This window comes from Streptomyces sp. NPDC004134 (assembly GCF_042874195.1).
GTDB lineage: Bacteria > Actinomycetota > Actinomycetes > Streptomycetales > Streptomycetaceae > Streptomyces.
The window spans coordinates 83,577-105,339 of record NZ_JBIAMS010000006.1; the positions used below are offsets into that span (position 1 = coordinate 83,577).

Annotated in this window: 17 protein-coding genes; 9 read left to right on the forward strand and 8 right to left on the reverse strand. The window is 75.5% G+C overall.

Going from position 1 to position 21,763, the window contains the following annotated elements:
* Nucleotides 1–77: 77 nt before the first annotated feature.
* Nucleotides 78–1,298 carry an FAD-dependent monooxygenase gene (locus ACFYVJ_RS10655; RefSeq protein WP_388888799.1) on the reverse strand — a complete coding sequence of 407 codons (1,221 nt, stop codon included), beginning with the start codon at nt 1,296–1,298 and terminating at the stop codon, nt 78–80.
* A gap of 259 nt (nt 1,299–1,557) precedes the next feature.
* On the opposite strand from ACFYVJ_RS10655, the gene ACFYVJ_RS10660 reads away from it, so the two are divergent.
* Nucleotides 1,558–3,372, forward strand: a complete 1,815-nt coding sequence (locus tag ACFYVJ_RS10660) for an ABC transporter ATP-binding protein (protein WP_388888802.1) — start codon at nt 1,558–1,560, stop codon at nt 3,370–3,372.
* Nucleotides 3,369–5,318, forward strand: a complete 1,950-nt coding sequence (locus ACFYVJ_RS10665; RefSeq protein ID WP_388888805.1) for an ABC transporter ATP-binding protein — start codon at nt 3,369–3,371, stop codon at nt 5,316–5,318. Before ACFYVJ_RS10660 ends, ACFYVJ_RS10665 begins: the two co-directional genes overlap by 4 nt.
* Before the next feature lie 78 nt (nt 5,319–5,396).
* On the opposite strand, the gene ACFYVJ_RS10670 is transcribed toward ACFYVJ_RS10665, so the two are convergent.
* Nucleotides 5,397–5,990 carry a flavodoxin family protein gene (locus ACFYVJ_RS10670; protein ID WP_388888808.1) on the reverse strand — a complete coding sequence of 198 codons (594 nt, stop codon included), beginning with the start codon at nt 5,988–5,990 and terminating at the stop codon, nt 5,397–5,399.
* Nucleotides 5,991–6,181: 191 nt separating this feature from the next.
* Here ACFYVJ_RS10670 and sigJ point away from each other — a divergent pair, with 191 nt between their 5' ends.
* Entirely contained in the window at nt 6,182–7,123 is a 942-nt protein-coding gene (sigJ, locus tag ACFYVJ_RS10675; protein ID WP_388888811.1) for an RNA polymerase sigma factor SigJ, read from the forward strand.
* Nucleotides 7,124–7,160: 37 nt separating this feature from the next.
* On the opposite strand, the gene ACFYVJ_RS10680 is transcribed toward sigJ, so the two are convergent.
* The 4 genes from ACFYVJ_RS10680 to ACFYVJ_RS10695 are packed head-to-tail and all read right to left on the reverse strand — an operon-like array spanning nt 7,161 to nt 9,563.
* Nucleotides 7,161–8,000 carry an ABC transporter permease gene (locus tag ACFYVJ_RS10680; protein WP_388888813.1) on the reverse strand — a complete coding sequence of 280 codons (840 nt, stop codon included), beginning with the start codon at nt 7,998–8,000 and terminating at the stop codon, nt 7,161–7,163.
* A complete protein-coding gene (locus ACFYVJ_RS10685; RefSeq protein ID WP_388888816.1) occupies nt 7,997–8,893 on the reverse strand; it encodes an ABC transporter ATP-binding protein in 897 nt (298 codons plus the stop codon). The genes ACFYVJ_RS10680 and ACFYVJ_RS10685 overlap by 4 nt, the downstream gene beginning before the upstream one ends.
* The gene (locus ACFYVJ_RS10690; protein WP_388888818.1) at nt 8,890–9,351 is read right to left on the reverse strand and encodes a Clp protease N-terminal domain-containing protein; all 462 of its coding nucleotides are present in this window, start codon (nt 9,349–9,351) and stop codon (nt 8,890–8,892) included. Before ACFYVJ_RS10690 ends, ACFYVJ_RS10685 begins: the two co-directional genes overlap by 4 nt.
* On the reverse strand, nt 9,348–9,563 hold the full coding sequence (locus tag ACFYVJ_RS10695) for a hypothetical protein (protein WP_388888821.1): 216 nt from the start codon (nt 9,561–9,563) through the stop codon (nt 9,348–9,350). The genes ACFYVJ_RS10690 and ACFYVJ_RS10695 overlap by 4 nt, the downstream gene beginning before the upstream one ends.
* 244 nt (nt 9,564–9,807) lie before the next feature.
* Here ACFYVJ_RS10695 and ACFYVJ_RS10700 point away from each other — a divergent pair, with 244 nt between their 5' ends.
* The gene (locus tag ACFYVJ_RS10700) at nt 9,808–11,613 is read left to right on the forward strand and encodes a coagulation factor 5/8 type domain-containing protein (RefSeq protein ID WP_388888824.1); all 1,806 of its coding nucleotides are present in this window, start codon (nt 9,808–9,810) and stop codon (nt 11,611–11,613) included.
* A 112-nt stretch (nt 11,614–11,725) separates the two neighbouring features.
* Here ACFYVJ_RS10700 and ACFYVJ_RS10705 read toward each other — a convergent pair whose 3' ends face one another.
* The gene (locus ACFYVJ_RS10705) at nt 11,726–12,778 is read right to left on the reverse strand and encodes a LacI family DNA-binding transcriptional regulator (RefSeq protein ID WP_388888826.1); all 1,053 of its coding nucleotides are present in this window, start codon (nt 12,776–12,778) and stop codon (nt 11,726–11,728) included.
* A 316-nt stretch (nt 12,779–13,094) separates the two neighbouring features.
* On the opposite strand from ACFYVJ_RS10705, the gene ACFYVJ_RS10710 reads away from it, so the two are divergent.
* Complete coding sequence (locus ACFYVJ_RS10710; RefSeq protein ID WP_388888829.1) at nt 13,095–14,177, forward strand: hypothetical protein; 1,083 nt, start codon at nt 13,095–13,097, stop codon at nt 14,175–14,177.
* Nucleotides 14,178–14,225: 48 nt separating this feature from the next.
* Here ACFYVJ_RS10710 and ACFYVJ_RS10715 read toward each other — a convergent pair whose 3' ends face one another.
* Nucleotides 14,226–15,932 carry an FAD-binding oxidoreductase gene (locus ACFYVJ_RS10715; RefSeq protein ID WP_388888832.1) on the reverse strand — a complete coding sequence of 569 codons (1,707 nt, stop codon included), beginning with the start codon at nt 15,930–15,932 and terminating at the stop codon, nt 14,226–14,228.
* Between the two features lie 581 nt (nt 15,933–16,513).
* Here ACFYVJ_RS10715 and ACFYVJ_RS10720 point away from each other — a divergent pair.
* The 4 genes from ACFYVJ_RS10720 (at nt 16,514) to ACFYVJ_RS10735 (ending at nt 21,763) form a co-directional block, all read left to right on the forward strand.
* Nucleotides 16,514–17,395, forward strand: coding sequence for a hypothetical protein (locus tag ACFYVJ_RS10720; protein WP_388888834.1), 882 nt, complete (start codon nt 16,514–16,516; stop codon nt 17,393–17,395).
* Between the two features lie 348 nt (nt 17,396–17,743).
* Nucleotides 17,744–18,766: a LacI family DNA-binding transcriptional regulator gene (locus ACFYVJ_RS10725; RefSeq protein ID WP_388888836.1), complete on the forward strand. Its 1,023-nt coding sequence runs from the start codon at nt 17,744–17,746 to the stop codon at nt 18,764–18,766.
* A 59-nt stretch (nt 18,767–18,825) separates the two neighbouring features.
* On the forward strand, nt 18,826–20,424 hold the full coding sequence (locus ACFYVJ_RS10730) for an FAD-dependent oxidoreductase (RefSeq protein ID WP_388888838.1): 1,599 nt from the start codon (nt 18,826–18,828) through the stop codon (nt 20,422–20,424).
* A 43-nt stretch (nt 20,425–20,467) separates the two neighbouring features.
* Nucleotides 20,468–21,763 carry an ABC transporter substrate-binding protein gene (locus ACFYVJ_RS10735; RefSeq protein WP_388888839.1) on the forward strand — a complete coding sequence of 432 codons (1,296 nt, stop codon included), beginning with the start codon at nt 20,468–20,470 and terminating at the stop codon, nt 21,761–21,763.

Genomic DNA, 21,763 nt, shown 5'->3' on the forward strand with positions numbered 1-21,763 from the left:
CGATTCGATCAGGTTCCGTCTGAAATTTCAGAGATGGGCGGGCAGTTCGAACGCCCTTGCGGTCAAGTCCGCACCCCTCAGCCGCGCTTGAGCGCGTGCCCGCCGAAGCCGCTGCTGCGGTCGGGCCCCCGGTTCTGCTCCTGCCACCAGGCGTCGAACTCGGGCTGCCCCATCTTCTGCCAGTCCGGGGTCTGTTCGACCTGGGCGCGGCCGAGCCGGCGGCCGAGCGCGACCATGGCGGCGCCGACGGCGGTGCGGTCCGCGTCGTACGCGGCGGCGATCCGCGGCCAGTCGCCCCCGGCGCGGCAGGCGGCCTCCAGCGCCGTGGCGTCCTGGAGCGCCTTGACGCTGCCGCCGCCGGTGTGCGGCCGGACGACGGTGGCGGCGTCGCCCGCGAGCAGCAGCCGGCCGACGGCGAGCCGCGGCACCTCCAGGTCGTAGATCGGCTGGATGAAGGAGTCCTCGGGCGCGGTACGCAGCACGCAGCGGCCCCAGAACGGCGGGAAGTGCTCGGCGACCAGGTCGCGCAGGTACGCGGTGAGCTTGGCGGCGACCCGGCCCGGCGGCAGCGAGGTCGGGGTGCGCAGGTCGAGCAGCAGGTCGGGGTCGTCCGGCGGGACGGCGTAGAGCACCCAGTTCATCCGGAAGCCGCCGCCCGCGGCGGGGATGAGGTACATCATGCAGTGGCCGCCGGGGAAGACGACCACGCGCGCCTCGGCGCCGTCCGTCTCCGGGTCGCCCGCGACCGGGGCGGAGGTGCCGCGCCAGCCGAGGTAGCCGGCGTAGTCGGGGGCGAGCCCGGGGAACATCGCCTCGCGGACCACCGAGCGGTAGCCGTCCGCGCCGATCACCGCGCCGAAGCGCTCCTGGCGGCCGTCGGCGAGCTTGAGGGTGACGCCGTCCGCGTCCTGCTCGACGGCGGTCACTGCCGCGCCCGTGTGGTACGTGACCGACTCGGGCACCCGGTTGCGCAACTCGTGCCAGAGCGAGCCCCAGTTGTAGGAGCGGAACGGGAAGTGCTGTTCGGCGAACCCGTGGCCCAGCTCGGCGTCTCCGTCGCGGATCGTCCACACCCGGCGGTTCAGTGCCGACCAGGGCATCGACGAGTCCACGTACCCCGCGGCCTCCAGCTCCGCGAACCGCGCGTCGTGCAGGCCGATGCCCACGCCGCGGTCGCGCAGCTCGCCGCCGGCCCGCTCGAAGACGGTGACCCGCCCCGCACCCGCCCGCGCCACCGCCTGCGCCGTGGCGCACCCCGCGATGCTCCCGCCCACCACGGCGACGGAGTCCTCGTCCACCACGGTCTCCCCTCTGCTCCTCGGGCCGGCGGCGCGGCGCTTCGCGCCGGGCCGGCTCTCCCGCACGTCCGGGGCAACAACCTTCCCCAACGCGATCACCGCGTCAAGAGATCGGCGGAGCCCCAACCACCGCCGTACGCAGCCGAGTCGGGACCGCGTACCCGCCGGCGGACGCCGGGGATCCGGATCACCCGACAGATACTTAGGCTAGCCTTACCTACTCGGTCCGGAATGAGCAGAAGAAGAGGTGGGGTGGCGGGTGGCTGCGCAGATACCGTCGGGGCGGGACGTGCTGAAGGGCGCGATCGCGGGACAGCGGCGCGGTGTCGCGATCGGCTCGGTGCTGGCGGTCGGGCACCAGCTCGGTGAGGCGCTGGTACCGGTGCTCATCGGCATGGTCATCGACGACGCGGTAGCCGGGGACGACGCGGGCGCGCTGGTGCGCTGGCTCCTCGTGCTCGTCGCCGTGTACGTCATGCTCGCGCTGAGCTTCCGCCTCGGGGTCAAGGCGTCCGAGCGGGCCGCGGAACTCGCCGCGCACCGGGTGCGGCTGGAGCTGGTCGGCCGGGTGCTCGACCCGCGCGGCGGCGCCGAGCGCGGCCGGCTGCCGGGCGCGGTGGCGAACATCGCCACCGACGACGCCAAGCGCGTCGGCTACATCGTCATGGTGGTGACCGTAGGCGTTTCGGGGCTGGCCGGCGCGGCGGTCAGCGCGGTGGCGCTGCTGCTCATCTCCGTACCCCTGGGACTGCTCGTGCTGGCCGGCACGCCCGTGCTGCTGTGGCTGGGGCATCTGCTGAGCAAGCCGCTGGAGCACCGCAGCGCCGCCGAGCAGGAGCAGGCGGCCACCGCCTCGGGCGTCGCCGCCGACCTGATCGCCGGGCTGCGGGTGCTCAAGGGCATCGGCGCGCGGGACGCGGCCGTCGAGCGCTACCGGGCCACCAGCCGCGACTCGCTGGCCGCCACGCTGCGCGCGGCGCGCGCCGAGGGCTGGCAGAACGGCGTCGTGCTCGCGCTGACCGGCGGCTTCATCGCGCTGGTGGCGCTGGTCGGCGGCCGGCTGGCGCTCAGCGGCGACATCACGCTGGGGCAGCTCGTCGCGGCCGTCGGGCTCGCGCAGTTCCTGCTGACGCCGCTGCAGGTGTTCGCGTACGTCAACGCCGAGTTCGCCCAGGCGCGGGCGTCGGCGGCGCGGGTCGCCGAGGTGCTGGCCGCGGCGCCGGCCGTGGTCCCCGGCGACCGGCGGCTGGCGGAGCCCGTCCGCGGCGAGCTGCGGCTGCGCGGCGTGGAACTCGGGCCGCTCGCGGAGGTGGACATGGCGGTCGCGGCCGGGGAGCTGGTCGGGGTCGCGACGACGGAACCGGCCGCCGCGGAGGCGCTGTTGCGGTGCCTGGGCCGGATCGAGGACCCGGCGGCGGGGGTGGTGGAGCTGGACGGGGTCCCGCTGACGGGGCTCGACCCGGCGGAGCTGCGGACGGCGGTCCTGGTGGCGGCGCACGACGCGGACCTCTTCGCGGGCACGGTGGGCGAGAACGTCACGGCGGCCGGCGAGGGGCAGTGGGATGCGGCGTCCGGCGGCGGGCCCGCGGACGGTGCCCGTACCGGAGCCGGCCGTACCGGACGCACCGACGGCAAGTCGCCTGCCGGCGCCGCCCGTTCCGGGCCCGAGCCGCCCGGCCGGGACCCGGGACCGGCGCTGGCCGCCGCGGCGGCCGACGAGGTGTGCCGGGCGCTGCCCCGCGGCAGCGGGACCGAGGTCGGCGAGGCCGGGCGCGCGCTCTCCGGCGGGCAGCGGCAGCGCGTCGCTCTGGCCCGCGCGCTGCACGCCGGGCGGCCCGTGCTCGTCGTCCACGACCCGACCACCGCGGTGGACGTGGTCACCGAGGCCCGGATAGCCGAGGGGCTGCGCGACCACCGCGCCGGGAGGACCACTCTGCTGGTCACCAACAGCCCCGCCCTGCTCGCGGTCGCCGACCGGGTCGTGTTCGTCGACGCCGGCCGGGTCGCCGCCGAAGGACCGCACGCCGACCTCGTACGCGACGAGGCGGCCTACCGGGCGGCGGTGCTCGCATGACCGCGACGCCCGGCCCGTACGACGACGGGCACGAAGGCCCCGGTGGGCCCGGGGACCTGCGCGGCGACGACGCCCGCGAACTGCTCCCCACCGCCACCCCCGCCCGCACCCGCGCCGCGGTGCGCGAACTGCTGCGCCCGCGCCGGGCCCTGGCGTGGACCGCGTTCGCGATGATGGCCGCCGCCACCGCCGTCGGGCTGCTCACCCAGCCGCTGCTGGGCCACATCGTCGACCTGGTCACCGACCGGCGCGAGGCCGGCGCGCTCACGCTGCCCGTGGTGCTGCTGGTCGCCGTGGCCGCCGGCCAGGGCGTGCTGACCGCGATCGGCCGGACGATGGTCTCCCGGCTCGGCGAGACCGTCCTCGCCGAGCTGCGCGAGCGGTTCGTCGAGCGGGCGCTGCGGCTGCCGCTCGACCGGCTGGAGAAGGCCGGCTCCGGCGACCTGACCGCCCGCGTCACCCGCGACGTCTCCCGCGTCGCCGAGGCGGTCCGCGGCGCGCTGCCCCAACTCGCGTCCTCCGTGCTGGCCATCGTGCTCACGCTCGGCGCGCTCGCGATCCTCGACTGGCGCTTCCTGCTCGCCGCGCTGCTCGCGGTGCCCGTGCAGGCGTACACGGCCCGCTGGTACGTCCGCCGCGCGGTGCCCCTCTACGCGCGCGAGCGCGTCGCCACCGGGGCGCAGCAGCAGCAGCTCCTCGACACCGTCAGCGGCGCGGCCACCGTACGCGCGCACCGGCTGGAGGCGCTGCACGCGGGGCGGGTGGACGCGCGCTCGCGCGCGGCGGTGGACCTCAGGCTGCGCGGGGTGCGGCTGCTGATGGGCTTCTACAACCGGCTGCACGTGGCGGAGTACCTGGGGCTGTCCGCGGTGCTGGTGACGGGGTACCTGCTGGTACGCGACGGCTCCGCGTCGATCGGCACGGCGACGGCCGCCGCGCTCTACTTCCACTCGCTGTTCGGGCCCGTGAACGTGGCGCTGGTGCTCCTCGACGACGCGCAGGCGGCGACGGCGGGGCTGGCGCGGCTGGTCGGCGTCGTGGACGCCCGGGAGCAGACGGCGCCGGGGCGGGCGGGGCCCGGGGAGGGCCCGCGGCCCGCCGTCGCGGTGTCGGTCAGCGGGGTGTCCCACGCGTACGAGCCGGGCCGGCCCGTGCTGCACGACGTGGACCTGGAGCTGCGGCCGAAGGAGAAGGTGGCGCTGGTGGGCGCGAGCGGGGCGGGCAAGAGCACGCTGGCCAAGCTGCTCGCCGGCATCCACGTCCCGGCCGCCGGGCGCATCGACGTGGGCGGGGCGGCGCCGGACGAGTCGGTCCTCACGGTCGCGCTGGTCACCCAGGAGGTGCACGTCTTCGCCGGCCGGCTCGCCGACGACCTGCGGCTGGCCCGCCCCGGCGCCGGCGACGAGGAACTGCGCGAGGCGCTGGCCCGGGTGGGCGCGCTGGGCTGGGCCGAGGCGCTGCCGGAGGGGCTGGAGACGGTGGTGGGCGAGGGCGGTCACCGGCTGACGGCGGACCGGGCCCAGCAGCTCGCGCTCGCCCGGCTGGTGCTGGCCGATCCGCCGGTCGCGGTGCTCGACGAGGCGACCGCGGAGGCGGGCAGCCTCGGCGCCCGGCGGCTGGAGGAGGCGGCGGAGCGCGCGCTCGAGGGGCGGACGGCGCTGGTCGTCGCGCACCGGCTGAGCCAGGCGGCGGCGGCCGACCGGGTCGTGGTGATGGAGGGCGGCCGGGTCGCGGAGAGCGGCACGCACGACGAACTGCGGGCCGCGAACGGGCCGTACGCGGCGCTGTGGCGGGCGTGGTCGGCGGGGCGCGCGGCGGACGCGGAGCAGGCCGGGCAGCGGGACCCGGAACAGGACCCGGAGCAGGACGCCGAGCGGAAGACGGAGCGGGACGCCCGGCGGAACACCGGGCGGAACGCGGACGGCGCCGGGCGCTCCGGGCCGTAGCGGATCGTCCGGATCACGCCTGCCGTCGGCGGGGGTACGGGTACGGGCGGCGGCCCCAGGCCCGTACCGCCGCGGCCCTCAGACGGGGTGCGGGCGGCGGGCGTCGAGCGCGGCGGCGGTCGTGACGGCGCGCCACGCCTGGTACCTGGCCGCCTCCAGCGCCACGTCGCCGGGCGGCCCGTCCCCGGAGCCGTCCGGGACGGGCTCGGGGCTGCCGGGCGGCACGATGATGCCGCCCCAGTGGTAGAAGACGTTGGCCAGCGTCAGCAGGCCGGCGCCCTGCCCGCCGTGGGCGGTGTCGACGGAGGTGAAGGCGGAGTACACCTTGTCCGCGAGCCCGCCCGCGGACGACAGCGGTCCCGTGGTGTCGATGAACGCCTTCACCTGGGCGGACATGTTCCCGAGCCGCGTCGGGGTGCCGAACAGCACCACGTCGGCCCAGTCCAGGTCGTCGACGGCGGCCTCGGGCACGTCGGCGGTCCGGCCGCGGTGCCGGGCCCAGTCGGGTCTCGCCGCTATCGCCGCCTCCCCCGCCGTCTCCGGCACGCGGCGCAGCCGCACCTGCGCACCCGCCTTCTCCGCGCCCTCCACCGCGGCGAGGGCGAGGGTGTGCACGGTGCCGGTGGCGCTGTAGTAGATGACGGCCGCCTTGACGGGGCTCTCGGGTTCCATGGTGGGCCTCTCACTCCGGGGTCCCCGGCTGGGGGATGGTTCACGATGGGGCACCCGCCTCCCCGGCGCGAGCCCTGTGACTAAGACGTGCCGGGCGCCCCAAGTGTGAGACGGCAGCCCGGCCTCACGGTCCGGCGGGCCGTTTCGTCATACGGGGGAGACCTGTCACGCGACCGAGGAGCACCCGCACCATGACCACACCGTCCGCGCCGCAGCACGGCCGCCTCGACCCGGGGCCCGCCGGGACCGCGAGCGAGCGGCGGCGGCTGACCAACCTCGCCTACCGGCTGCTCGGCTCCCTGGCCGACGCCGAGGACGTGGTGCAGGAGACGTACGCCCGCTGGTACGCGATGTCCGCGGAGCGGCGGGCCGCGGTGGTCTCCCCGGGCGGCTGGCTGACGAAGGTCGCGGGGCGCGTCTGCCTGGACCTGCTCGGCTCCGCGCGGGTGCGGCGGGAGCGGTACGTGGGCGAGTGGCTGCCGGAGCCGCTGCCGGACCGGACGGAGCTGGTCGGCGGCCGGGTGGGCGGGGCGGCCGCGGACGCGGCGGATCCCGCGGACCAGGTGACGATGGACGAGTCGGTGCACATGGCGTTCCTCGTGGTGCTGGAGTCGATGACCCCGGCGGAGCGGGTGGCGTTCGTGCTGCACGACGTGTTCCGCTACCCGTTCCCTGAGGTGGCCGAGATCGTCGGCCGGTCGCCCGCGGCGTGCCGGCAGTTGGCGTCGTCGGCCCGGCGCCGGGTCCGTACGGCGCGGCGGCCCGCGGCGGCGGAGCACCACGCCGCGCTGGTGCGGGAGTTCCGGCGGGCGTGGGCGGCGAAGGACATCGGCGCCCTGGTCGGGCTGCTGGACCCGGCCGCGGTGTCCACCCCGGACAGCGGCGGGGTGGTGCCGGCGGTGCTGGGGCCCGTCGTCGGCAGCGAGGCGATCGTGCGGGGGCTGGCGGACGTACGGGAGCAGCAGCCCGGAATCGAGCTGCTGGTGCGTACGGTCAACGGGCAACCCGGCGTGGTGGCGCGGCTGGACGGGGTCACGGTGTCGGTGCTCACGTTCGACGTGGCGGACGGGCGGATCACGCGGATCTGGGCGATGCGCAACCCGGAGAAGCTCCGCGCCTGGACGGCGGCCTGAGCGCCGGTACGGGCCGGGGCACGGCCCGTACCGGCGCTCAGAGCACGCGCTGCAGCGCGCGCTCGCGGCGGGCGGCGACCTTGGAGCCGGACTCCCGGCGCGCCATCCGGCGCAGCACCACCGGCGCCACCGCAAGGCCCAGCACCGCCCACGCGCCGAGCACGCCCACCGTCTCCGCCTGCCGCCAGGAGTCGCCGATCTCCACCGCCACCGCCGCGTCGGGCAGCATCGCGGCGCGCATGCCGAGCCCGAGCCAGTAGAGCGGGAAGACCTGCGCGGTCCACTGCAGCCAGTCGGGCAGCGCGGTGACCGGGTAGAAGATGCCGGAGATCCCGATCAGCGCGAGCACCGGGAGCTGGATCAGGCCCTGGGCGCGGGCGTCGCCGAACACCGAGCCCAGCACGGCCCCGGCGGGCAGCGTCGCCACCATCCCGAGCGCGACGATCCCCGCCAGGTGGAGCCAGCCGCCGCCGTCGAGGTGCAGGCCGTCGACCAGGAACAGCGCCGGGACCAGGAAGAGCGCGAGGTCGCCGAGAAGGCCGCCGGCGACGGAGACGACCTTGCCGACGAGGTAGCCGCCCATGCCGTTCGGGGTGGCCTTGGCGCGCAGCAGGGTGCCGTCCTCCCGCTCGGCGGTGAGCAGTTGGCTCATGGTGACCATGCCGAAGGACACGTTCATGCCGAGGATGCCGGGCAGCGTCAGGGCGCCGAGCATGAAGCCGGTGGAGTCGAACTCCCGCCCGCGCAGGAACCACAGGACGCCCAGCATCAGCAGCGGCCAGAACAGGTGGCTGAAGAGCTCGGCGCCGTTGGTGAACGACTGGCGCAGCTCGATGGCGCCGCGCCGCAGCCCGGCGCGCAGCACGCAGGCGTTCACCGCTCGCCGCCCTCCGCCGCGCGCGCGGGGGCGCTTTCCGCCGCGTGGACGAGGGCGAGGTAGGTCTGCTCCAGCGACGCGCGCCTGACCTCCAGTTCGGCGATCTCCTCGCCGTGGCGCTCGAAGAGGCCGCGGACGAAGGCGGTGGAGTCGTCGGTGGCGTGGACGCGGGGCCGGCCGCGGTGGCGCCAGCGGACGCGGTCGGCGCCCGCGATGCGGCGGGCCAGCTCCGCGGGGGTGCCGTCGGCGATGACGCGGCCGGCGTCGAGGATGACGATGCGGTCGGCGAGGACTTCGGCCTCGTGCAGGTCGTGGGTGGTGACCAGCACGGTGGTGCCGGCGGCGCGCAGGTCCCCGACGAGCCGGTGGAAGCCGCGCCGGGCGTCGGGGTCGAAGCCGGTCGTGGGCTCGTCGAGGAAGAGCAGGTCGGGGCGGCCGACGATGCCGATGGCGACGTCGAGGCGGCGGCGCTGGCCGCCGGAGAGGGTGCGGATCTTCTGCCCGTCCCGGCCGCCGAGGCCGACGGCGTCGGCGAGTTCGCCCGGGTCCCAGGGGGTGCGGCCGACGCAGGCGTAGTACGAGGCGAGGTGGGCGAGCAGTTCGCGGACCCGCCACTTGCCGTGGTCGCGCCAGGACTGCAGCACGACGCCGACGCGGGCGCGCCACCGCTCGTCGCCGTGCGCGGGGTCGGCGCCCAGGACGGTGACCTCGCCGGCGGAGCGGGTCCTGAAGCCTTCGAGTATCTCGATCGCGGTGGTCTTGCCGGCGCCGTTGGGCCCGAGGAGGGCGACCGTCTCGCCGTGCCGGACGTGCAGGTCCACGCCGTGGAGGACGTCCGCGGCACCGTAGCGCATGCGCAGGCCCGCGACCGTGACGGCCGCGGCGGCGCTCACAGCGCCTCCCGTACGCGCGCGGCGAGGGCGGCCCGGTCGACGCCCGCGAGGTCGAGCGCGCGGGGCACGGTGCCGACCTCGGCCTGGAGGAGGGCGTCCAGCACGTGCAGCGGCGTGAGGTCCTTCTTGCGGTGGGTGCCGGCCATCCGGTCCAGGGCGAGCTTGAGCGAGGCGCCGAACTGCGGGCGGCGGCCGGGGTCCGGCGTGGCGCGCAGGTCGAACGCGCCGGGCGCGACGCCCGCGGCGCCGAGGCTGTGCGCGAACTCCCGGTCCAGCGCGGCCTTCAGCTCCCCCCGGCCGAGCCCGGCGGCAGCCAGGACGCGCTGCGGCTCGGTGCCGTCCTGGGCGGCGACCGCGAGCAGCGCGTGCCGCGCCTCCATGGCCGCGGAGCCGTCCTCGCGGGCCTCGGCCTCGGCGGTCAGGAGCACCGCCTGGAGATACCTGTCGAACGTGCTCATCCCCGCCTCCTCAGCGTCACGCCGGCGGCGATGAGCCGCTTGGCGTGCTTCTTGTGCACCGCCTGGCGCGTGACGCCGAGCGCCTCGGCGACCTGCGGCCAGCTCCAGCCGGTACGCATCGCCTGCTCCACCGCGGCGTCCTCCAGCCGGTCGGCGAGGCGGCGCAGGGCCGCGACCGCCGCCAGCGCGTCTGCCGGATCCTCGTCTGCCATACAGGCAACCTAGGTTGACTAACACAGGATAGTCAACCCCGGTTGCTTGACATCGGCGAAGGCGGGCCCGCCTGTGCACACTCCTTGAACTCACCGCGCCGCTAAGGCCGTTGTGTGCGCATCCCCTTGACGGCGCGCCCCCGCGGGCGTAAACCGAATCAGGCGCGAGAGAGCGCTCTCTCCCGCTCGACCGTTCATTCCTTGAAGCCTGATCGAAGAGCCGACGACTCAGGAGACGTGACCCATGCGCGTACCCCCCACCGGTGACTCGCCCGCTCCGCCCGCAAGATCCGGCCCGTCCCGCCGCGCCCTGCTCGCCGCCGCCGCGGCGGCGGCCGCGGTGCCGGCCACGGGCCTGGCGGTCTCCCAGGCGACCGCGGCGCCGCAGCGGTCCGCGGCCCGGCCGCTCGCCGACCCGGACCTCGGGCCCAACGTGATCTTCTTCGACCCGTCCACCCCCGGCATCCAGAGCCGGCTGGACCAGATCTTCCGGCAGCAGGAGTCGGCGCAGTTCGGCACCGGCCGCTACGCACTGCTCTTCAAGCCCGGCACGTACAATGGCCTCAACGCCCAGCTCGGCTTCTACACCTCGATCATCGGCCTGGGCCTCTCCCCCGACGACACGCACATCAACGGGGACGTGACCGTGGACGCCGGCTGGTTCCAGGGCAACGCCACCCAGAACTTCTGGCGCTCCGCGGAGAACCTGTCGCTCAGCCCCGTCAACGGCACCAACCGCTTCGCCGTCTCCCAGGCCGCCCCGTTCCGCCGCATGCACGTGCGCGGCAACCTCAACCTCGCGCCCGACGGCTACGGCTGGGCCAGCGGCGGCTACATCGCCGACAGCCGCATCGACGGCACCGTGCAGCCGTACTCGCAGCAGCAGTGGTACACCCGCGACAGCAGCATCGGCGGCTGGCTCAACGCCGTGTGGAACATGGTCTTCTCCGGCGTCGAGGGCGCCCCGGCGCAGTCCTTCCCCGACCCGCCGTACACCACCCTCGACACCACGCCGATCTCCCGCGAGAAGCCGTTCCTCTACCTCGACGGCGCCGAGTACCGCGTCTTCCTCCCCGCGCTGCGCCGCAACGCCCGCGGCACCACCTGGGGCGGCGGCAGCCCGCAGGGCCAGTCACTGCCGCTGTCCGACTTCCACGTCGTCAAGCAGGGCGCCACCGCCGCGAGCATCAACGCCGCCCTGCGGGAGGGCAAGCACCTGCTGCTCACCCCGGGCATCTACCACGTCGACGCGCCGATCGCGATCGAGCGGGCGAACACCGTGGTGCTCGGGATCGGCTACCCCACGATCATCCCGGACGGCGGCGTGCGCGCCATGACCGTCGCCGACGTCGACGGGGTGCGCCTCGCCGGCTTCCTGCTGGACGCCGGGCCGCAGAACTCCGACGTGCTGCTCCAGGTCGGCCCGGACGGCTCGGCCGCGGACCACGCGAACAACCCGACCACGCTCCAGGACGTGTTCATCCGCATCGGCGGCGCGGGCCCCGGCAAGGCGACCACCAGCATGGTGATCAACAGCCGGCACGTGGTCGTCGACCACACCTGGGTGTGGCGCGCGGACCACGGCGACGGCGTCGGCTGGGAGACCAACCGGTGCGACTACGGCGTCGTGGTCAACGGCGACGACGTGCTGGCGACCGGGTTCTTCGTCGAGCACTTCAACAAGTACGACGTGCAGTGGAACGGCGAGCGCGGCCGGACGATCTTCTTCCAGAACGAGAAGGCGTACGACGCGCCCAACCAGGCCGCCATCCAGAACGGCAGCCTGCGCGGCTACGCGGCGTACAAGGTTGCCGACGACGTCGGCCAGCACGAGGGCTGGGGCATGGGCAGCTACTGCTACTACAACGTCGCCCCGAGCATCGTCCAGGAGCACGGCTTCGCCACCCCGAGGGGCTCCGGGATCAAGTTCCACAACATCATGGTCGTCTCGCTCGGCGGTCAGGGGCAGTACGCCCACGTGATCAACGACCACGGCGCGCCGACCTCGGGTACGTCGACGATCCCGTCCAAGGTCGTCTCCTACCCCTGAGCCGCACCGGCGGGTGCGCAGGCCCCGCCCCCGGTCATGCGGACGCCGGGGGCGGGGCCGCGGGGGCCCGCGGGCCCGGGCGGCTCAGGGCTCAGGGCTCAGGGCTCAGGGCTCAGGACGACTCGCGTACGACCAGCGTGGGGCGGAAGACCACCGAGGGCGGCGCGGCCGCGGGCTCCCTGATCTGCCGCAGCAGCAGCCGCGCCATCTCGCAGGCCATGTCCTCCACCGGCTGCCGCACGGTCGTCAGCGCCGGCTCCGACGCCTCCGCGGCCTCGCTGTCGTCGAACCCGACCACGCCCACGTCCTCTGGCACCCGGCGGCCGGCGCGCAGCAGCACCGGCACCACGCCCAGCGCCATCAGGTCGGAGGCGACGAACACCCCGTCCACGCCGGGGTGTTCCGCGAGCAGCCGGCGCATCGCGGCGGCGCCGCCCGCCCGGGTGAAGTCGCCCTCCGCCCACGGCAGTCCGGCCACGCCCAGCGCGGCGAGCGCGGCGCGGAACCCCTCGAGGCGCTCCTGCGCGGCCGGCATGTCCTGCGGTCCCGCCACCGTGCCGATCAGCCGCCGCCCCTGGGCGACCAGGCGCTCCGCGGCCAGCCTGGCCCCCGCGCGCTGGTCCACCTCGACGTAGGGCAGCGGCGCCGCGCGGTTCGGGCGGCCGGCCAGCACGGTGGGCAGCGCCGTCTCGGAGAGCATCCGGGGCAGCGGGTCGTCGGGGTGCGAGGAGATGAGGACGACGCCGTCGACGTGTCCCTGGCGCAGGTACGCGAGCACCTGCCGGCGCGACGCGTCGTCGTCGGCGACCATCAGCACGGTCTGCATCCCGGCCGGGCGGAGCACCTGGAGCAGCCCGCTGAGGACGCGGCCGAAGTGCGGGTCGGTGAACATGCGGCCGATGAACGGGGTGGCGACATGGCGCTGTTCGCGCTCGGAGACCACCAGCGCGACGGAGTCGGTGCGCCGGGTGACCAGGGAACGGGCGGCCCGGTTCGGCGCGTAGCTGGTGGCGGTGATCGCCTCCTCCACCTTGCGGCGCAGCGCGGCGTCGACCGTGGGCGAGCCGTTGATGACCCGCGAGGCCGTCGCCCGGGACACCCCCGCCACCCGGGCCACGTCCTCCAGGGTGGCGGGGCGGCCGGGCGGCCGGGCTTCTGTTGCCATGCAGCCTTTATACCGTCCGGCGGACGGCCGTGAGAGAGCGCTCTCTCCTCCACCCGGGACCGTACGCCGCCGAAATGTGACGTGTCCGACACCGCGGGCCGCGCCGCCCGCCGCGGCGCCGCGGCGCTCCCGGGGGGGCGCCACCACGCCGCCCTGCCACGGGACTTGCGCGAGCGCGCCGACGACGCCACGCTACCCGCCTGCGACCCGGGCCCGGGCGCCGGTTCCGGGTTGCGGATGCAGCATCATGGGATGAAGTGCGAAGCCGAGACGACAGGGCACGATGGGCGAGATGATGCAACCCGGCGATTTCATGATGGCCACGAGAAGCCGCGGCTACTCGCCGCAGCAGGTCGACCGCGTCGTCGGCGACCTGCTCGCCGAGCGGGAGGCCGCCGTACGCCATGCCAGAGACCTGGAAGCGCAGGTGGAGGCGAGCGGGCGGCATCTGGCACAGCTCCTCGAACAGGCCGCCGCGCTGGGCCCGCAGACGTACGAGTCGCTGGGTGAGACCGCCCGCAAGCTCTTCCTCGACGCCAAGGCCGAGGCGGACCGCGTGCTCGCCCGGGCCGCGGAGGAGTGCCGGGAGCTGAAGGAGGCCGCCCGCGCGGCCGCGACCGAGCGCGGCAAGGAGTCGGAGCGGCACGCCGAGCGCATACGGGCCGACGCCGAGCAGCGGGCGCGGCAGCGGATCAAGCAGGCGCACGAGACCGCGGGGCAGATCGTCGCAGACGCGCAGCGGCAGGCGGACGGCGCCCGCGAGGACGCCCGCCAGCGCGCGCAGCAGGTGACGCTGGAGGCCGCCGCGCACATCGGCGCGCAGCAGGCGGCGCAGGCCGAGCGCGAGGGCAAGCTGTCCGGCGAGACGGGCTCGCGGCTGCAGGATCTGGAGGACGCGCTGGGAGCGGCGGAGCGGCAGGCCGAGGCGGTGCGGTCGGAGTATCTGCGGCGGCGCGACGGCAACGCGAAGTACGCGACCGGGCTGCTGCGCGAGGCGGAGCTGGAGGCGGCGGACCTGCGGGACCGGGCCTGGCAGGCCGCGGAGCGGATCGAGATCCGGGCGGCGGTGGAGCAGGAACGCTACGCCAAGCACATCGAGGAGGCGCGTACGCTGCTGGCGGAGGCGCAGCAGTCGGTGGTCGCCATCGCGGACCCGGCCGGGCGGCGCCTGGGCCGGCAGCCACAGGACCGGCAGCCACAGGACCGCCGCCCACAGGACCGGCAGCCGCAGGACCGGCAGCCGCAAGAGGCCCCGCAGGCACAGCAGTCCGCGCACGCGCAGGAGCCCCGGCAGTCGCAGGGGCCCGCGCAGGCCGTGCCGCAGCAGCCGCAGCACCGGCCCCCGCCCGTGCCGCCGCAGCCCGCGCAGCAGCCCGTGACCGGGCAGCAGGGGCAGTAGCGCTCCCGCCGCGCGGCCCGGCCACGGGCCCCGCGGCGAGGCGCGCGGTCAGCGCTCGGGGACGAGCACCCCGGGGTTGAGGATGCCGGCCGGGTCGAGCGCCGACTTCGCGGCGGCGAGCGCCGCGGCGAAGGGGCCGGGGCGCTGCCTGTCGTACCACGGGCGGTGGTCGCGGCCGACGGCGTGATGGTGCGTGATCGTGCCGCCGTGGGTCGCGATCGCCTCCGAGACCGCGGCCTTGATGTCGTCCCACTGCGCCACGGTGCTGCCCCAGCGGCCCGGCGCGATGACGCCGAAGTACGGCGCCGGGCCGTCCGGGTAGACGTGCGTGAAGCGGCAGGTGACCACGCCCGCGCCGCCGGTGACCGCGCGGACCGCGCGGTGCGCGGCGTCGGTCACGGCGTGGTGGAGCGCGCCGAAGGCGTCCCAGGTGCAGGCGGTTTCGAAGGTCTCGGCGATCATGCCGTGCCGGGCGAGGGCGTCGCGCTGGTACGGCATCCGCAGGAACGCCGACCGCCAGGCCGCGCCCGCACCGCCGCCGGTACCGCTGTCGGGACCGCTGTCGGGACCGCCGTCGGGACCCGGCTCGCCCGGCCCGCCGGCGCCGGGCCGGCCGCCCGGTTCCGCAGCACCGCCGGATTCGTCCCGTACGCCCGACTCCCCCGACTCCCCCGGCACATCCGGCGCGTCCGGTGTGCCGCCGTGGTCGCGGCACAGCTCCAGCGCCCGCGCGAGCCGGTCGGCCACCGGGTGGTCCGCGGACTCGAAGCCCAGCACGAGCACGCCGCCTCCGGTGTCCACCCCCGCGTTGACCAGGGCCTCGGCCGGGTCGAGCAGCCGGCAGTTCGCCGGGTGCAGGCCGCTCTGCGCGACCGCCCGGGTCGCCGCCACCGCCGCGGTGAAGTCCGCGAAGCGCACCGACGCCCGCGCGCGCCACCGGGGCCGCGCCTGAAGCCGCAGCCACGCCTCGGTGATCACCCCGAGCGCGCCCTCGCTGCCGAGGAAGAGCCGGTCGGGCGACGGGCCCGCGCCCGAGCCCGGCAGCCGGCGGGACTCGCCGGTGCCGGCGGGTGCGACCACCCGCAGGGACTCCACGAGATCGTCGATGTGGGTGTGGAGGGTGGCGTAGTGGCCGCCGGCGCGGGTGGCCAGCCAGCCGCCGAGGGTGGAGAACTCGAAGGACTGCGGGAAGTGCCGCAGCGCCAGCCCGTGCGGGCGCAGTTGCGCCGCCAGATGCGGCCCGTACACGCCCGCCTGGATGCGGGCGGCGCGGCTGGTCGCGTCGACCTCCAGCACGGCGTCCAGCCGCCCCAGGTCGAGGGTGACGGCCGGGCGCCCGGCCGTGAAGCGCGGCTCGATACCGCCGACCACCGAACTGCCGCCGCCGTAGGGGATGGCGGCGACGCCCGCGCGGGTGCACCAGTCGAGCAGGTCGGCGACGTCGCGCTCGTGGCGCGGGCGGGCGACGAGGTCCGGCGGGTGGCGCAGGTCGCCGTGGAGGTTGCGTACGACGTCGCGGAACGCCTTGCCGTGCGTGTGCGCGGCGCGGTCCGCGGGGTCCGCGGAGCAGAGGCCGGCCAGCGCGGCGGGCGGCTCGACCCGGGGCGGGGGCAGGCCGAGGGAGGCGGCGGGCGGGGGCGGGTGGTCGGCGGGCTCGGCGGCCGACAGCAGCCGCACCCGGCCGAGCAGCGCGGCGAGTTCGGCGCCCCGCACGGCGTCCTCGACCGTGCCCCAGCCCCACCAGGATCGCGTCATACGCCCCTCCTTCCCCCGCGCCCGGGGCCGAATCCGGCCCCATCATGGCTGGAATTCCCCCCACGTGATCACCCCTTCAGGCGTTTCCGCGGTCTTGACAGCCGCCGTCCCACGGCGGCGCGGCATAGCCTCAAACGACGATCGACTGCCGGGAGTCAGGGTGTTAACAACAAGGGGCACCGCACGGTGACAGCACCGTGCCATCTGAAGGGGATGACGTGACGCACTTCCGACACGACGGCGGTTCCGCATTCCCGGATCCGTTGCCGTACGGCATGATTGCCGTCGAACACGTGGTCCGGTCCCCCCAGGTCGTCGCGCTCGATACGGGGCCGGCGGCCTCTGACCCGGAGGCCACGATGCCGCAATCGGACGCACTTTCCCAGGCGCGTGCGCTCTTCACCGGACCGGACGGAACGGTGCGTTCGCTGGCGGCGGCGGACGGCGGCCCCTGGCGCGGGCCCACCGTCGCCGCACCCGCGGGGAGTTGCCGCCCCGGCGCCCCCATCGGCCTTGCCCACCGCGCGTCCGCCGGCCGGCTGGACGCAGGGTACGCGGGCACGGACGGGTCGATTCAAGTCATGTCGTCCGTACGGGGCCGGGGCTGGCACGCCCCGGACGAGGCCGCCGCGCCGGGGACCTGCCCGCCGGGCGCCGCCGTCACGCTCGCGCACCAGCGGACGAGGGACCAGTTGGACGCCCTGTGCACCGGCGCCGACGGCGCGGTGCTGACGCTGTGGGCCGCGGGCGGCGAAGCGTGGCACGGGCCCGCGCCGCTCACCCCGGCGGGCACCTGCGCGCCCGGCACCCCGGTCGGGCTGGGCCGGAGCGGTCCCGCCGAGCGGCTGGAGGCGGTGTTCGCGGGCGCGGACGGATCCGTACAGGCGCTGTGGGCGGACGTCGACCACCCGTGGCACGGACCCGCGGTCCTCGCCCCGCCCGGCACCTGCGCGCCGGGTACGGGGGTGACACTCGCGTCCCAGGTCGACGCCGGCCGGCTGACCGCGCTGTTCACCGGCGCGGACGGCTCGGTGCAGGTCATGCGGGCCGACGGCGGCGGCCCGTGGACGGGCCCCGAGGTCGTCGCGCCCGCGGGCAACTGCGCGCCGGGCTCCCCGGTGTCGCTCGCGCACGGGAAGTCCGCGGAGCGGCTGACCGCGGTGGTCGCCGGTGTCGACGGCTCGGTGCTGGCGCTGTCGGCGGCCGGCGAGGCGGGCTGGCGCGGGCCGGTGACCGCGGCCCCGCCGGGCACGTGCGCGCCGGCGACCGCGATCGGCCTCGGGCACCGGGCGGCGGCGCAGCGGCTCGACGCGGTGTTCGCGGGCGCGGACGGCGCCGTGCACGCCATGTGGACGCTGCGGGACGGCAGTTGGCGCGAGCCGGAGGAGATCGCGCCGCCGGGGTCCGCGGCGCGCGGGGCGGCCGTCGCGCTGACCCACCGGGGGCCCGTACCCGGCGCGTGAGGACGCGGCCGGTGCCGGTGCCGCTCGCGGCCGGGCGGGGCCGCTGCCGCGGGACACCCGTGGGCCGCCGCCCCCGGGTCAGAACACGCGGGCCACGGCAGGCCGCGGCGACGGCGAAGGCGGGCCGGTCCGCGCCCGGTCGGCCGCCGCCGTGGCGTCGCGGTGCACATTCCCTCGCGTACGCCCCGAACTCGGGGCACTCGGGGCGCCAACCCTTCTCGGTAATCTGCTAATTCGCATTACCGCTGCTGCAACACCCCTTGACGGCCTTCCGCGGGCAGCTCTAGGTTCCTCGCACAGCAGTCAGGCAATACGCATTAGCTACCCACTGTGAAGGCCCCGACTCCCATGCCAGAAGCCCCCGGCAGGCTCACCCAGCGCGACATCGCCCGGCTCGCCGGCGTCAGCCAGACCACGGTCTCGCTCGTGCTCAACGACCGCCCCGACGCCGCCAGGATCGCCCCCGAGACCCGCGAGCGGGTGCTGCGCGTGATCCGCGAGACCGGCTACGCCGCCGACCCCATGGCCCGCCGGCTGACCAAGCAGCTCAACCAGATCCTCGGGGTCTTCACCTACGAGCCCGTCTTCCCCAGCACCAGCGCCGACTTCTACCACCCGTTCCTGCGCGGCATCGAGGAGAGCGCCGAGCGCAGCGGCTGCGACCTGCTGCTCTTCACCTCCGCCCCGGTGACCGCCGGGCGGCGCCGGATCTTCCACGAGAACAACCGGCTGCGGGTCGCCGACGGCTGCGTGCTCCTCGGCCGCGAGATCCCGCACGAGGAGCTGAGCCGGCTGGTCGCCGAGCGCTACCCCTTCGTCTGCGTGGGCCGCCGCGACGACGCGGACGGCGGGCCCGTGCCCTACATCGGCGCCGACTACGTCTCCGCCACCGCCCGGCTCGTGGAGCGGGTGCGGGCGCTGGGGCACCGGCGGCTGGCGTTCGCCGGGCCGGGTGCGGGCGCGGAGTCGTCCGACGACCGGCTCACCGGGTTCCGGCAGGTGGCCGGCCCCGGCGCGGCGCATCTGGGCGCGCGCGGGGAGCCGGCCGCGGAGCAGTTGGAGCAGTTGCTCGACGCGGGCGTGACCGCGGTGTTCGTGGAGTTCCTGCACGACGCGGTCAAGTTGTACGAGGCGGCGGCGGCCCGCGGCCTGGACGTACCGCGGGACCTGTCGATGCTGGCGCTGGGCGACCCCACCGCGCCGGTGGACCCGCCGGTGGACTTCACCGGCTTCCGGCTGCGCCGCACCGAGATGGGCCGGCAGGCCGTCGACCTGCTCACCGGCATGCTGCACGGCCGGGCCGAGCACACCCGCCGGCTGCTGGACTGCCGCCTCGTCGAGGGCGTCACGCTCGCCGCCCCCGCCCGCTGACCGGCCCCCTGCCCGCACCCACCCTGCCCCACCTCCGACTCAGCACCCCAAGGAGACCCATGCACGCGGACGTCCTCGTCGTCGGCGGCGGCACCGGAGGCGTCGCCGCCGCGCTCGGCGCCCTGCGCGCCGGCCGCTCGGTGATCCTCACCGAGGAGTACGAGTGGCTGGGCGGCCAGCTCACCAGCCAGGCCGTGCCCCCCGACGAGCACACCTGGATCGAGCAGTTCGGCGCCACCGCCTCGTACCGGGCGCTGCGCGACGGCATCCGCGACTACTACCGCCGCCACTACCCGCTCACGGCCGCCGCCCGCGCCAAGCCGGACCTCAACCCGGGCGCCGGGCACGTCAGCCGGCTCTGCCACGAGCCGCGGGTGGCCGTCGCGGTGATCGACGAGCTGCTGGCCCCGTACCGCGGGGCCGGCCGGCTGACCGTGCTGCAGCCCTACCGCCCGGCGGCCGCGGAGACGGACGGCGACCGGGTCACGTCGGTGACGGTGGAGCGCCCCGGCGGCGGCGAGCCGCTGGTGCTCACCGCGCCGTACGTGCTCGACGCCACCGAGACCGGCGAACTGCTGCCGCTGACCGGCACCGAGTACGTCACCGGCTTCGAGTCCGGCGCCGAGACCGGCGAGCCCAGCGGTCCCGACGAGGCGCAGCCGCTCAACATGCAGGCGGTGTCGTACTGCTTCGCGGTCGACCACGTCGACGGCGACCACACCATCGACCGGCCCGCCTCGTACGGCTTCTGGCGCGACTACGAGCCGGAGTTCTGGGGTGCTCCGCTGCTGTCCTGGCGGGCACCGCACCCGCGGACGCTGGAGCTGGTCGAGCGCGAGTTCACCCCGAACCCGGGCGACGACCCGCTCGCCGTCGTCGCCGACCAGCGGCGCAGCGGCGGGGACACGAACCTGTGGACGTTCCGCCGGATCGCCGCCCGCGACCAGTTCGCGCCCGGGACGTACGCCAGCGACGTCACGCTCGTCAACTGGCCGATGGTCGACTACTTCGAGGCCCCGGTCGTCGACGTGCCGGACGCCGCGGACCGGCTGGCGGAGGCCCGCGGTCTCTCGCTGTCGCTGCTGTACTGGATGCAGACCGAGGCCCCGCGCCCCGACGGCGGCACCGGCTTCCCCGGGCTGCGGCTGCGCGGCGACGTCACCGGCGGCGGCGCGGACGGGCTGGCGATGGCCCCGTACATCCGCGAGTCGCGGCGGATCCGGGCCGAGTACACCGTCGTGGAGCAGGACCTGTCGCTCGACGTGCGCGGCGGCAAGGGCGCCGTGAGCTACCCGGACTCGGCCGGCATCGGCATGTACCGCATCGACCTGCACCCCTCCACCGGCCGCGACACCTACATCGACGTGCCCTCCAGCCCGTTCGAGATCCCGCTCGGCGCGCTGCTCCCGCGGCGTACGGAGAACCTGCTGCCCGCCGGCAAGAACATCGGCACCACCCACATCACCAACGGCTGCTACCGCCTGCACCCCGTCGAGTGGAACATCGGCGAGGCCGCGGGACTGCTCGCGGCCCACTGCGTCGCGCACGGCCTCACACCCCGCGCCGTACGCAACACCCCCCGCCTGCTCCAGGACTTCCAGCGCACCCTGACCGCCCACGGCGTCGAGCTGCGCTGGCCCGACATCACCGGTTACTGACCGACGGTCACCGAACCGACCCGACATCCGAGGAGGCACCCGCATGTCTTCGCCATCACGGCTCCGCACCCGGCCCGGCCGGGGAACCCTCGTCCGCGGCAAGCCCGTCGCCCTCGCCGCCGCCGGCCTGCTCGCGCTCACCGCGTGCGGCGGCTCCGACGGCGGCTCCGGCTCCGGAAGCGGCCCCGTCACGCTGCGCATGACCATCTGGACCGGCAACGAGGAGCATCTGAAGCTCCTGAACGGGATCGCCGCGGACTACCGCAAGCAGCACCCGGAGGTGAAGGAGATCAAGTTCGACACCCTGCCGGTCGAGAGCTACACCACCGCGCTGACCACCCAGATAGCCGGCGGCAAGGCCCCGGACCTGGCCTGGATCTTCGAGAACTCGGCGCCCGACTTCGTCGCCTCCGGGGCGCTCGCCGAGATCGAGGACGACGAGGACGTGCTGCCGGCGGCGAAGAAGCTGTGGGAGCACGAGGGCAAGCTCTATGCCTACCCCTTCTCCACCTCCCCGTTCGGCGTCTTCGTCAACACGGACATGCTCGAGGACGCCGGCCAGCCCACCCCCGCCGAGCTGATCGAGCAGGGCAGGTGGACCTGGGAGGAGGTCGCGAAGGCCGGCGGCGCGGTGCGGGCCCGGACCGGCGAGGCCGGCATGGTCATCCGCGACTTCGACTACAAGCTGTGGGACAACCTGGCCACCGTCTGGGACGGCTGGGGCGCAGAGCCCTGGAGCGAGGACGGCACGACCTGCGCGTTCGACGAGCCGGAGATGACCGGGGCGATGACCTTCCTGCACGACGCGATCTTCGCCGACGAGGCGATGCCCGCGCCGGGCACCACCGCCGACTTCTTCGCCGGCGAGGCGGCGATGACCGTCACCCAGATCAGCCGCGCCTCGCTGCTGGACGACAGCTTCGGCTGGGACTTCGTGCCGCTGCCGGAGGGCCCCGCGGGCTCGTACGACGTGATCGGACAGGCCGGCCTCGGGGTGCTCGGCAACGGCGACCACGTGGAGGAGGCCGTCGACTTCCTCGCGTTCATGACGAACGAGAAGAACTCCGCCGCCCTCGGCCGCTACTTCCCGCAGGCCCGCGGCTCCCAACTGGACGCGGACACCCTCGCCAAGAGCAACCCGCAGCTCAAGCCCGCGCAGCTCGAAGAGGTCGTCATCGGCGGCATCGAGAACGGGAAGGTCAAGCCCACCCACACCAACCAGGCCGAGCTCTTCGACGCCGTACGCGCCGCGCTCGACCCGCTGTGGAAGCCGGACGCCGACGTGGCGAAGACGCTCCAGGACGTCTGCTCGGCGATCCAGCCGCAACTGGAGAAGTGA